Source organism: Aeromonas sp. INTO2, from assembly GCF_049860605.1.
GTDB classification, from domain to species: Bacteria; Pseudomonadota; Gammaproteobacteria; order Enterobacterales; family Aeromonadaceae; genus Aeromonas; species Aeromonas caviae.
The window spans coordinates 2,445,171-2,457,210 of the sequence record NZ_CP187588.1; the positions used below are offsets into that span (position 1 = coordinate 2,445,171).

Consider the following 12,040-nt stretch of genomic DNA (forward strand, 5'->3'; position numbering starts at 1 on the left):
CTCTGCGGGCGGGTGAAACCGGATAGTACGAAGGGGGCCAGGCACTTGCCTAGCCCCCATTCGAGGCAACCAGCAGAAGAGCGCCCCCGGGTGCGACGGCCCCTGTCGGCCGTCCCCCGACAAGCGACCTATTTGGCGGGCTGAAGCTTGCTCACCAGGGTCATGGCCACCACCAGCACCAGCCCCGCCACCACGCCGGCCAGGGCGCTCAGCAGGGTGGGCGTCACCACGGCCAGTACCCCGCCGACCCCGGGCAGGGCGGCCACCGTGTCCGCCGTCCCTTCGATGAGATGATGGAGGAAGGGCCAGCCATGGACCAGAATGCCGCCGCCGACCATGAACATGGCGATGGTGCCCACCAGGGCAAGCAGGTGCATCAGACGGGGCGCCGTCACCAGCAACCCCTGCCCCACCGCCCGGCGCACGGCGCCGCCATCGGGCTTTTGCAACAGGTGCAGACCGATGTCGTCGAGCTTGACGATGAGCCCCACCAGGCCATAGACCCCGACGGTCATCAGCAGGGCGATGCCCGCCACCACGGCGATCTGCAGGCCCAGGCTCGCCCCCTGCACGGTACCGAGGGCGATGACGATGATCTCCGCCGAGAGGATGAAATCGGTGCGAATGGCCCCCTTCACCTTCTGGCGCTCATAGGCCGCCAGATCCTCGGGCACCGGCGCCGCCTGATGCGCCTCTTCCTCGTGGGGCAGGAACTTGTGGACCAGCTTCTCCGCCCCCTCGAAACAGAGGTAGGCCCCCCCCAGCATCAGGAGCGGGGTGATGAGCCAGGGGATAAGAGCACTGATGGCGATGGCGGCAGGCACCAGAATGAGCTTGTTGCGAAACGACCCCTTGGCCACCGCCCACACCACCGGCAGCTCACGCTCGGCCCGCACCCCGGAGACCTGCTCTGCATTGAGGGCGAGATCGTCCCCCAGCACCCCGGCCGTCTTCTTCGCCGCCACCTTGGTCATCAGGGCGACATCATCGAGCACGCTGGCAATATCATCGAGCAGGGTCAACAAACTGGCTCCGGCCATATCTGGCATTCCTTCTATTGAGTGGGACACATCCGGGCTGCCCCGGTCAGGGTGATGAGGGGGTCAGGGGATCACGGGCCCATCCGGGGATCACCCTTTGGGGCAAAAGATGGCACAGTGTAACGGGAAGCCGCCACGGCGGCAGCCCCCCATGGCAGATCCCCTGCTCCGTTTTCACCTCACGGCCACCGGCCCAAGGAGTTCCCATGCAACCCTGGCAACCTCTGCTCGATTTCTGGTTTGGCGATGACGCAGACGACGCCCCCCGTGCCGCCCGTCAGGCCCCCCTCTGGTGGGGCAAGAGCAGCGAGACCGATGCCCTGCTGGCCTCACGCTTCGGCGAACTGGCGGCCCGTGCCGCAGCGGGCGAGCTCGCCCGTTGGGAGGACGATCCCGCAGGGCGCCTGGCCCTCATCCTGCTGCTGGACCAGCTGCCGCGAAACCTTCACCGCAACACCCCCGCCGCCTTCGCCCAGGACGACAAGGCCAGGGCGCTGTGCCTCAAGGGGCTCACCCTCGGGGTCGACAAGGGGCTCTCGCCGCTGGCCCGGGTCTTCTTCTATCTGCCCCTCGAGCACGCGGAGTCCAGAGAGCAGCAGTCCAGAAGCGTCGCCCTGTTCGAGGCGCTGGCCGACGAGCAGGCCACAGGCCCGGCCCGGGCCACCTTCGAAGGCTTTGCCGACTTTGCCCGGCGCCACCAGGTGATCGTCGATCGCTTTGGCCGCTTCCCCCACCGCAACGCCATCCTGAGCAGGGCGAGCACGGAGGAAGAGGCCGCCTTCCTGCAACAGCCCGGTTCGGGGTTCTGACATAAAAAAATCCCCGCCATGGGCATGGCGGGGAGAGAACAACCGATCCGCACCTCACTGGATGCGATAGCGGGAGATCTGCTGGTGGATATTCTCCGTGGTCACGTTCAGCTCCTCTGCGGCGGCGGAGGTCTCCTCCGCCGTGCTGCTGGTCTGCTGCACCACCTGGGCTATCTGCTCGACCTGGAGGGCGATGGATTCCGCCGCCGAGGTCTGCTCGCGGATGGCCAGGGTGATCTCGCCGACCTGATCCATGACGCGATGGGAGGCCTGGCGGATCTGGGTGATGATGGCCCCGCTTTCCGTCGCCATGGCCACCCCTTGCGCCACCTTCTCCTCCACCAGGACCATTCTGGCCACCGTGGCCTCGGACCCTTGCTGGATAGCCTCCACCGTCCTTGAGATCTCCTGGGTCGACTGGGCCGTCCGCTCCGCCAGCTTGCGCACCTCGTCGGCGACCACCGCAAAGCCGCGTCCCTGCTCACCGGCCCGCGCCGCCTCGATGGCGGCGTTGAGCGCCAGCAGGTTGGTCTGCCCCGCCACATCGTTGATGACGTTCACCACCCCACCGATGCGGGAGATCCCCTCCCCCAACGCCGTCACATCGCGGGAGGCCTGACGAATGGCGTCGGCGATGTCGTTGATGGCGAGCACAGTGCGCTCTATGGTGGCCCCGCCGTCACTGGCGAGCTTGCCGGATTCATTGGTGATGCGGCTGGTCTCCTGGGTGCGCTGGGAGATGTCCGTGATGCTCACGCTCATCTCCTCCACCCCGGCGGCGATAAGGCTGGTGGCGTCATTGGCCTGACTCGCCGACTCCGCCATGTGCTGGGCCGCCTGGGAGAGGGACTCTGCCGTGCTCTTGATCTGCAGGCTGCCCACCGAGAACTCGGTGAAGGTCTGCTGCAAGGTGTCCAGCAGGCGGTTGACCGCCGTCAGCGTCTGGCCGATCTCGTCCTGCTGGCTCACATTGGCCCGCAGGGTAAAGTTCAGGTCGCGCTGGATCTCGGACAGGGTCGCCATGGCCAGACGGAGGGGATTGGCGACCTGCCTGAACAGCCAGAGAAAGAGCACCAGCGTCAGGGCACCCGTGCCCACCGAGATGAACAACAGGGCCTGCATGCTGCTATCGGCATTATGCTCGCCTCGCAGCTTGACGGCGTCACCTTGCTGGATGTTGAAGTGGACGTGCTTGTCGATGGCCTGGGAAAGCTGCTCAAACAAGGGGGCAAGCTCCGTGTCGATCGCCTCTCTGGCCTCCACATTCTTGTTCTCGCGGGACAGGCGCAGGACGTCTTCCGAGGCCTTGCCGTACTGGGCAACCAGGCGCCGATCATCGGCGACGAGCTGCCTGTCCTCCTCATTGGAGATCATCCCGCTTTCATACTGGCTCAGCAGGGCGTCCATCTTGGTGTGAAGGGATGCAATGCTCTGCTCTATCTGACTCATCTTGCCGTCGTCGGTGTTGAGCACGTGCGCCTGGATCAATGAATGCAGGGCGTAGAAGTCCGTTTCTATCTCCTTGATCGTGGAAATGCTGGGGACTGTGTTGTCTGTTACATAGCTGAGATCCGCATGGGCGGAGGAGAGTCTGCTGATACTGAACCAGCTGAGACACCCCAGGGCCAGCATGACCAGCAGGGCAATGAGTTGAAGCCGACGAGCGATATTCATGAGTGCTTACTCCAACCATAGACTCCCTGCCAGTGTAGCCGATGCGGGCCCCGAAAATAGCGCCTAAAACATGCATTTCATTACACTTTTCAACTTCTGCTCGGCCGCATCACACCCGCCGCCCCAACCCGGCCTTCGGGGCCGCCGCCCCCCTCTGGCAGAATGGAAAAAGGAAGGCATTCGCCTTCCTTTTTTGCCCGGGGCGGCCGCACTGGCCGCCCATGAGCCCCGTGACGGGGCGCTCGGCGGTCACGCCGCCTCGGCCAGCTCCTCCTCTTTTTTCTGGTAGGCCTGGGGGGAGAGCCCCAGCAGCTCCTGCACGGTGGAGGCCACCGTGATGGAGGAGAGCGTCCCCACCAGGATGCCCGCGAACAGGGTGAAGGAGAAGCCGTAGAGGGCGTCGCCACCGAACAGGAGCAGGGCCCCCACGGTGAAGAGGGTGGTGCCCGAGGTGATCATGGTGCGGCTGAAGGTGGCCTTGATGGCCACGTCCGAGCACTCGTGGATCCCCATACGGGTACGTGACCCCAGCAAGTCCCGCAACCGGTCCGAGATGACGATGCTGTCGTTGAGGGAGTAGCCTATCACCGCCATCAGGCCCGCGATGACGTTGAGGTCGAACTCGATGTCAAAGAGCGCGAGCAGCCCGATGGCCACCAGACCATCGTGCAACACCGACACCAGGATGCCGATGGCCTGGCGCCACTCGAAGCGCACCGCCAGGTAGGCGGAGATGGCGAGCGAGGCCACCAGCACCGCCAGCATCCCCTGCTGGAACAGCTCCGCGCCCACCTGGGGCCCGACGATGGTGGTGCGCAAGAGCTCCACCGGCAGGGCGAGTTGTTGCCCCAGCATGGTCGCCAGATCCTCCGCCGCCCAGGGCAGCGCGTGGGGGGGCAGCTTGATGAGCCACTCGCCGGGCACACCGGCGCCGTGCAGCTCCACCACCCCCGCCAGGGGCGCCGTCAGCAGGGCGTTGAGCTCATGGGCCTCCTTCAGGGTCTGGATGCGAAACTCCAGCAGGATCCCGCCGGTGAAATCGAGCCCGAGGGCGAGCCCTTTTGTCGCAAGGACGGCCACGCAGGCCAGGGTCAGCAGCACGGAGGCCCACAGCCCGATATAGCGCCAGCGGGTCAGCCCCATGGCCAGGATCATTCTCAGCATTGTTCTTCCCTCGACGTCAGGTGGTTCAGACTTCCCGGCAGGAAGCGGTCGGTGCGCAGGTCATACAGACTCACGGGCGCGGCGTCATGGTGATGAAGTCGGTTCATGGTCATACCCTCAGCAGCTTGGCGCGGCTGTTGCCCCACAGGGGGTTGATGATGGCGCGGGTGCCCCAGATGCCGGTCACCATGCTGGAGATGAGCCCCAGGATCAGGGTGATGGAGAAGCCCTGCAGCGGCCCGGAGCCGATGGCATAGAGCACCACGGCGCAGATGAGGGTGGTGATGTTGGCATCGAAGATGGTGCGAAACGCCGAGCGATAACCAAAGTCGATGGCGTTGGCCAAAGACCCCCCTTCCCGCAGTCGGTCCTTGATCCGCTCAAAAATCAGCACATGGGTATCCACCGCCATGCCGACGGTGAGCACCAGACCGGCGATCCCCGGCAGGGTCAGCACGGCCCCCGGCAATACCGCCAGCATCCCCACCTGCATCAGCAGGTTGGCGACCAGCGCCGTGATGGCGACCCAGCCGAACTTGCGATACCAGGCCATCATGAACAGCATCATGCCCGCCATGCCGAACGCCAGGGCGGTGAAGCCCGCCTCGATGTTCTGCAGACCCAGGGTCGGGCCTATGCTGCGCTCTTCCAGGATCTTCAGCGGCGCGGTGAGGGCCCCGGCCCGCAGCAGCATGGCGAGCTCCTGGGCCTCGGGCAGGCTGCCAATCCCGGTGATGCGGAACTGGTTGCCAAGGGCGGTCTGGATGGTGGCGACGTTGATCACCTCGCTTCGGGCGCGCAGCTTGCCTTCGGTGTTGGTCTTGTACTCGGTGAAGACGGTGGCCATGGGCTTGCCCACGTGCTGGCGGCTGAACTGGTTCATCTTGCTCCCCCCCAGGGTGTCGAGCACGATGTTGACCTGGGGCTGCCCCATCTCCCCCATGTTGGCGCGGGCATCGACGATGTGCTCGCCGCTCAGCACCGGCTGGCGGGCCAGCCCCACCGCCTGGCCGCTGCGATCCGCCATGAAGAAGCGGCTGTCGGCCTTGGCTTCATAGAAGGCCAGGGACGCGGTGGCGCCGATCACCTCTTTCGCCTGCTTGGGGTTGTGCACCCCCGGCAACTCGATGCGGATGCCGTCCTGCCCCTGACGCACCACCGAGGCCTCGACGATGCCGAGCTCGTTGATCCGCTTTTTCAGGATCGACAGGTTCTGGGTCACGGCGTTGTTCACCAGCAGGGTGCGCTCGGCGTCGCTCAGCACCAGGGTCAGTACATTGCCGGAACGGCTCAGTGTCCACTGATCCTGGCGGGTACCGGCACTCTCCTTGATGATGGAGAGCCAGGCCTCCTGCCCCGCCACGTCGGGCAGGGTGACGGCCACGCTCCCCTGGGCGGTGCGCATCACGCTGGCGCCGCGCAGGTTGGCCTCGCGAAAACGGGTGCGCAGGGTATCCACCAGGTTCTTGGTCTGGTTGTCGATGACGAAATCCACGTCCACCCCGATCAGCAGCTGAGAGCCGCCGCGCAGGTCCAGCCCGAGCTTGATGGGGTCGGCGCCGAGCCGGCTGATCCAGGCCGGGGCGTTGGAGTAGAACTCCAGGGTCAGGGCGGCGCTGTCCAGCCCCTGCTGCTCCAGCAACTGCTTGGCCAGTTGCTGCTCCCCCTGGCTGGCGAACACCAGCGCCATCCGGTTGCCCTGGGCGATCTGCTTGAGGGGGTCGATGTGGTTCTCGGCCAGCAGGGTGCGCTGCGCGTCGCTCAGGCGCGACTGGCCGTGCAGACCGAGGGAGGGCTGCTCACCGAAGAAGGTGGGCAGGGAATAGAACGCGAACGTGACCAGCATCAGCAGCAACAGGGCGTACTGCCACAGGCTCATGCGGTTCAACACGGTATGACTCTTTTTTCTCATGAAATCGGCCTCTGTCAGGCGATGGCAAGGGGCGACACCGGGGTCGCGCCGTGCAAAAAAATGAAACAAGACAGCCTAGCCGTTCACTAAAAGTGAACAGCAACAGAGAGAAGATGAGGCAACAGGTGGCAAGCTGACCCCATCGGGATCAGCCGAGGAAGCTCTGGGCGAAGCGGTACTGCAGATGCCGGCGCTGCAGGCGGCGCCTGTGAATGCCGGCGAAGTGATCGCGAAAGCTCGTCCCCGGGTAGAAGAGGGCGGCATAGAACAGCAGGCCGCACAGCAGCAGCAGGATCGCCTGCTGGGACCAGCTCATCACCAGCTCGTAGACCACGCTGCCGGGCTGATGATCGCGGCTCAGGGAGTGCTCGAGGCGCAGCAGGTGATTCTGGTGGGAGCCGACGAACTTGACGATGCCATCGTCACTGCCGCTGACGCCGTGGGCCACCGGGCTTGCGTCGGCAGGTGCCGCCCCCTCCGCCAGCGAGTGGGCCTGCTGGGCCGAGGGCTGGAACGCGGGTACCTTGACCCGCTCCACCGAGAGGGTAGAGAACAACAGTGCGAGGGTGATGAGCAGGGTCATCGCCGCCAGTTTCACGTTGTCGGTCAGGTTCAAAAGTTAATTCCCACACAATAGAAAGGGCAAGCTACCACAGCCTGCCCCACAAGAACAAGGGCGGCAGGCCTGGGGCCCGCCGCCCTTGTGTTGTCTCACCGCACCCTCAGCGGCTGCGGGTCATGCCCTCGAAGTCCTCGGCATAGTCCTTGAGCAGGGTGTAGAGGTGGGCCCGCTGGGAGAGATCCATGGAGTGGCTGAGATCGCTCAGCCACTGGATGGTGCGCTGGCGGGACTGGTCCGTGTAGCCGGTGAAGCGGCCATCCATCAGGCCGTCCCCCTGCTGGAGCAAGCGGGTCAGCTCCTGGCCGAAATCCGGACTCTGGCGCTGTTTCATCAGCCGATCAAGCTCCTTGGTCCAGGCCTCCTGGAAGTCGAGCCAGGGGGCCATCATCTCGTATTGCCACTCGGCCCACTGCGTGATGAGGGGCTCCTGGGCCGGCTTCACCTTGCCAATCCAGAACACCAGGCGCTCGTTCATCTTCTCCCGAAAGCCCTTGATCATCTCGGCCTTCGACTGGGTGGCAAAATCGTGCTGGCGCTCCTGCTGGCGCTTCACCCGATCGGCCATGAAGCGAGCCACCTGCTCGTCAGTCAGGGTCTTGGCGAGGCGCACCGTGCGGGGAATGGCATTCTCCAGAGTACGGGTCAGGCTCGCCTGGGTTCTGTCCAGATGCAGGGTCACCTGGGCCGGGCTCATGGGGCTGGCCACCGCCTTGGCCAGGGCGTCGAGATCCCGGGCATAGATGGGCAGCTCATGCTGCCGGTGCCAGGCCATCAGCCCCTTCACCTCCTGGTCCAGCAGCTTCTTCTGGCTGCGGTCCAGGGAGAAGTAGTCGTCCAGTTGCCAGACGATGGCCGAGTCGAGCCAGTAGTAGATCACCCGGGTGGCGCAACCCGTCAGCAGCAGGCAGAGCAGCAGCAGGCTCCAGCTACGCGGTTGACGCCATGAGAATGTGGTCACCATGCATGCCTCCCATTCATTGAATACACGCGTCGCGCGGGCCGTTGCCGGGCATCACTCCAGGCGCTGGCGGTTGATGTCGATCAGGGCCTGATACTCGGGCCCGGGTTGCTGTTCGGCCATCAGCAGCGCCCACAGCAGGCCGATGTAATCGACCCAGGGCAGGAAGGCATCGGCCTGGAATCCCCGGGGCCCCAACCCCGTCGCTGCCCCGTCCATGGCTTCAAGATAGCAGCTCTCCAACTGGCACCGCAGCTCTTCGCTCCAGCCGTGGGTGCGCTGAATGCTGGCGACCTCGAACCCCGGATGGCCGGCGGCGCCGTACTCCCAGTCGATGACCCAGGGCCGCGACCCCAACAAGTTAGCCGGATTGAGATCGTGATGGCAAGGGAGCCAGCAGTCGTCCGGCTCCCGGCTCGAGAGCAGGGCCCGCTCCAGCGCGGGCAGCCAGGGAGGGATATGGGCCAGACGCTGCCGATAACCGCCGCTGTGGGCCCGCACCGCCATCACCACGGTCGGCACCGGCAGGCGGTGCAGCCGTACCAGCACCTCCGCCATCAGGCGGGGTTGCGCGGCGAGAGGCGGCGCCTGCTCGGCCCAGTTGGGTTCGTCGCACCACGCCAGCAGCATCAGGCCGGTGGCGGGATCGCCGTGATGACAGGGCAACGCCAGCCCCTGCCCCACCGCCCCCTGGTAGAGCTGCCACTCGGTGGCCCGGTCGATGCCAAGGCGCACCGGATCCGGATGACCGCGGCGCAGGAAGGCCTGCTCGCCAGTGGGGAGGCAGAGCCGGTAGTTGCCGTTGGTCAGGCCCTGACCCAGCGGCTCAAGGCGCCCCTGATCCCAGGGCGCCGGCAGGCTGGCGAGGAGCGCCAGCTCCGCCAGATCCCCCTGCCCCCGCGGGTCCTCACCAGCCAAAGGTGGACTTCTTGGCCTGTTTGCGGATCTCTTTCTGATCGGCCCACAGCAGTTCGCCGTTCTCCACATCCATCAGGTTCATGGTCATCTGGTAGTAGACGTCCTTCACCTTGCCGTTGTCCTTGACGATGCTGGCGAGGTTGCCATAGACCATGTAGCGGGCACCGGTCTGCTTGCCGAGCCGCACCATGGTGGCGGGGTCCACCATGCCGCTGCCCTGCTGGTATTCGAGCTGCTGCTTGACCGCCGCCACCTTGCTCATGTCCACGAAGCGGAACTTGCCCGAGCGCAGCAGCTTGGTACGGATAGTGTCGGTGATGGCCTCGGTGTCGATGTGCTCCGAGGTCTTGTTGCGGATGGAGTCCATGAACATCACGGGGCGGCCCCCGGCGGTGATCTCGCTGGTGGCCGGGGACGCCAGCATGGAATCCGCCATCTTGTCGGCGATGGCCTGCAAGTCGGAGGAGCCGTAATCGACGGTCACCGTCTCGGTCTCGGTGGGATCGCCATAGCTGACGGTGGTGCTGGAGCAGCCGCCCAGCAGCAGGGCGCCGGTCAGGATCAGCAGGGCATGATTCATTTTCATCAGTAGGATTCCTCCATCACTTCGCGAACGTAAATCCGGTAACCCCGTGCAGCCGGGCTCGGCGCCAGGGCGGACAAGGTGCGGGTCTGGTAGCCATGCAGCTTGAGGGGGGTCCAGCCGCGGCCATCGCTGGCCACCTCCTGCCCCGCGTCGTCATACCAGTAGAAGAGATATTGCAGCCTGTTGTCACCACGCTGGGTGCTGGCCGCCGCCACGTTGACCTGCAACAGGCCGTTCTGCTGGCGCCGGCTGAGTTCGGTCAGGGTGACGTTGACGTTTTGATGCTGCTCGGCCACCGCCGCCGCACCGGCCGCGCCATAGAGCGCCACGCCGGAAGTATTGGTGGCACAGCCCGTCAGCAGCAGAACCAGGCCCAGGGCCAACTCTTGTGCTTTCATCTTGTTCTCCTTGCCGGTGGCCGTCGGCCTGACCGGTCATTCATCTGAGTTGCCATATCCGGTTCCCCCTAGAGGGGCATCACCCGGGGCGTGAGACCGCTCCCCAGGCGCTGTACCCACACCAGGGTGGTGCGCCCGGCGTGGACGCTGAGTGGCAGGGTGCGCATGGCGCTGCCCGCCCCCAGGGTCAGGGTGACGTTCCCGGCCGGGACCATCCCCTGCCAGCTCGAGGCCTTGGCGGGCAGCGTCAGCCAGCTGCGGGTATCCGCCCGCTCCGAGAGGGTGTTGAAGATCCCCACCAGGATGTTGCCCACATCCCCCCCCTCCTTGGCGGCGGTGCGCCGCACCTGCTCCTTGGCCACCAGCCGCAGGGCCTGCCGGGTCAGCATGCCAGGCAGCCGCTCCTGCAGATCCTTGGCCGCCAGCGCCTCCAGCCTCACCAGCTCGCTGGTCTGCGCCACCCCCTTGCCCACCGATAGGGTGAGCGGGGCGCCGTCGCTGGCCCGATTGTCGTAATAGGGCACCGCCACGGTAAAGGTACGAAAATCGCCGCTGGAGGTGGAGATGGGCAGCGGCAGGAAGAGCTCACGGCGCGCCGGGATGAGGCCATCTTCAAACAGCACCACCAGCTGGCCCTGATCCTTGGCCAAGGGCGGCGCCTTGCGGCCCATCCGTTGCTCGGTCTCCTTGAGCTCCTCGGGAGAGCCGCGAAGCCGGGCCAGGCGCAGCAGGGCATCCTGCAGGCTCTGGTTGTCCGGCGCTATCTGATAGCCGCGCTGGTAATCGACCCAGGCGTCGTTGAGATCCCCGGCCGCCTCGTAGAGCACGCCGGAGAAATAGAAGGTGTAGGCGTTCTGGAAACCGTTTTTCACCTGGCCTATCAGGCGATCGAGCTCGGGGGCGCCGCGCGACATCAGCTGGCGCATCTCCCCGGCTTCGTCCTCCTGCTCCCCCTCCTGCGCGGCCTTGCGCACCTCGTCGGCCCGCCGTTTAAGGGCCTGCTCCTGCACCTGGTTGGCACGGCGCACCTCTACCAGGGCGCCGTCGGCATCCCCGCGCTGCAAGTAGTTGAGCGCCAGATAGTGGTGCAGCATGGTGCGCTCGTAATCGGGCGCCTGGTAAGCCAGGGTCTGATCGTTGGTGAGCAGGCTGCCCGCCTGGGCCAGTCCCTGGCTCAGGCGGTACTCGGCCTGACTGTCTTCCCACGCAAGCCGGCTGTCGGCGGCGGCAAAGGCCTGCTTGCTGGGGCCGTCCTGACCCGCCAGCCAGGCGATGCGCCCCTTCTCCAGCTGGTCGAGCACGAAGGTGTCGTCCCCCGGGGTCGATTCGCGCACCTCGGGCAGGGCCTCGGCGGCATGGCCCAGCAGCAGCTGGTTGCGCAGGGGCACCATCTGATCCGAGTAGGAGACGAACATGTCTTTCCACTGGGAAGCACAGCCCCCCAGCAGCAGACCGGCCAACAGCAGGCCGGTCGACGGGACGAGGCGCATCACAGGCTCAGCAGGGGTCCCAGGGGCTCGCCACCGACCAGGTGCAGGTGGATGTGATAGACCTCCTGTCCGCCGTGGCGGTTGCAGTTCATGATGAGGCGGTAGCCGTCCTCGGCGATGCCCGCGTCGCTGGCGAGCTTGCGGGCCACGGTGAACATCCGGCCCAGCGCCAGCTCGTGATCCGGCTCCACGTCGTTGACGGTGGGGATGAGCACGTTGGGAATGATCAGAATATGGGTCTTGGCCTTGGGCTGGATGTCGCGAAACGCGGTCACCAGATCGTCTTGATAAAGGATGTCGGCGGGGATCTCCTCGCGGATGATTTTGCTGAAAATGGTTTCTTGCGCCATGGGTAACTCCTTTATAGGAAAAAGAAAATTCAATACAAAGCTCAAGCGGCTCCCAAACAGGCCGCCGCAACGCGCCAAGTGTGACACAAGCCGACATTTGGCACAGCCGTTGTCCCAAT

Annotated in this window: 12 protein-coding genes; 1 reads left to right on the top strand and 11 read right to left on the bottom strand. The window is 65.4% G+C overall.

All coding sequences use genetic code 11. The features are described 5' to 3' along the window. Positions 1 to 128 precede the first annotated feature (128 nt). Positions 129 to 1,040: a DUF808 domain-containing protein gene (locus tag ACPW74_RS11480; RefSeq protein WP_223942930.1), complete on the bottom strand. Its 912-nt coding sequence runs from the start codon at positions 1,038 to 1,040 to the stop codon at positions 129 to 131. Positions 1,041 to 1,246: 206 nt separating this feature from the next. On the opposite strand from ACPW74_RS11480, the gene ACPW74_RS11485 reads away from it, so the two are divergent. Continuing rightward, positions 1,247 to 1,849: a DUF924 family protein gene (locus ACPW74_RS11485; protein ID WP_223942929.1), complete on the top strand. Its 603-nt coding sequence runs from the start codon at positions 1,247 to 1,249 to the stop codon at positions 1,847 to 1,849. A gap of 54 nt (positions 1,850 to 1,903) precedes the next feature. On the opposite strand, the gene ACPW74_RS11490 is transcribed toward ACPW74_RS11485, so the two are convergent. From ACPW74_RS11490 to hinT, 10 genes are all read right to left on the bottom strand, one after another. Then, positions 1,904 to 3,523 carry a methyl-accepting chemotaxis protein gene (locus ACPW74_RS11490; RefSeq protein ID WP_425858086.1) on the bottom strand — a complete coding sequence of 540 codons (1,620 nt, stop codon included), beginning with the start codon at positions 3,521 to 3,523 and terminating at the stop codon, positions 1,904 to 1,906. A gap of 249 nt (positions 3,524 to 3,772) precedes the next feature. Continuing rightward, positions 3,773 to 4,687: a protein translocase subunit SecF gene (secF, locus tag ACPW74_RS11495; RefSeq protein WP_029314368.1), complete on the bottom strand. Its 915-nt coding sequence runs from the start codon at positions 4,685 to 4,687 to the stop codon at positions 3,773 to 3,775. Positions 4,688 to 4,796: 109 nt separating this feature from the next. Beyond that, on the bottom strand, positions 4,797 to 6,599 hold the full coding sequence (gene secD / locus ACPW74_RS11500) for a protein translocase subunit SecD (protein ID WP_223942928.1): 1,803 nt from the start codon (positions 6,597 to 6,599) through the stop codon (positions 4,797 to 4,799). Positions 6,600 to 6,747: 148 nt separating this feature from the next. Then, positions 6,748 to 7,215, bottom strand: a complete 468-nt coding sequence (locus ACPW74_RS11505) for a hypothetical protein (protein WP_069785673.1) — start codon at positions 7,213 to 7,215, stop codon at positions 6,748 to 6,750. 106 nt (positions 7,216 to 7,321) lie between these two features. Beyond that, entirely contained in the window at positions 7,322 to 8,182 is an 861-nt protein-coding gene (locus tag ACPW74_RS11510) for a DUF6279 family lipoprotein (RefSeq protein WP_041215412.1), read from the bottom strand. Positions 8,183 to 8,233: 51 nt separating this feature from the next. Beyond that, positions 8,234 to 9,097, bottom strand: coding sequence for a phosphotransferase (locus ACPW74_RS11515; RefSeq protein ID WP_069785671.1), 864 nt, complete (start codon positions 9,095 to 9,097; stop codon positions 8,234 to 8,236). Beyond that, a complete protein-coding gene (gene lpoB, locus ACPW74_RS11520) occupies positions 9,087 to 9,683 on the bottom strand; it encodes a penicillin-binding protein activator LpoB (protein ID WP_010674346.1) in 597 nt (198 codons plus the stop codon). Before lpoB ends, ACPW74_RS11515 begins: the two co-directional genes overlap by 11 nt. Then, positions 9,683 to 10,081, bottom strand: coding sequence for a YcfL family protein (locus tag ACPW74_RS11525; RefSeq protein WP_069785670.1), 399 nt, complete (start codon positions 10,079 to 10,081; stop codon positions 9,683 to 9,685). The genes lpoB and ACPW74_RS11525 overlap by 1 nt, the downstream gene beginning before the upstream one ends. Positions 10,082 to 10,149: 68 nt before the next feature. After that, positions 10,150 to 11,571: a COG3014 family protein gene (locus ACPW74_RS11530; protein ID WP_284488263.1), complete on the bottom strand. Its 1,422-nt coding sequence runs from the start codon at positions 11,569 to 11,571 to the stop codon at positions 10,150 to 10,152. After that, a complete protein-coding gene (hinT, locus tag ACPW74_RS11535; protein WP_425858090.1) occupies positions 11,571 to 11,921 on the bottom strand; it encodes a purine nucleoside phosphoramidase in 351 nt (116 codons plus the stop codon). Before hinT ends, ACPW74_RS11530 begins: the two co-directional genes overlap by 1 nt. Positions 11,922 to 12,040: the final 119 nt, after the last annotated feature.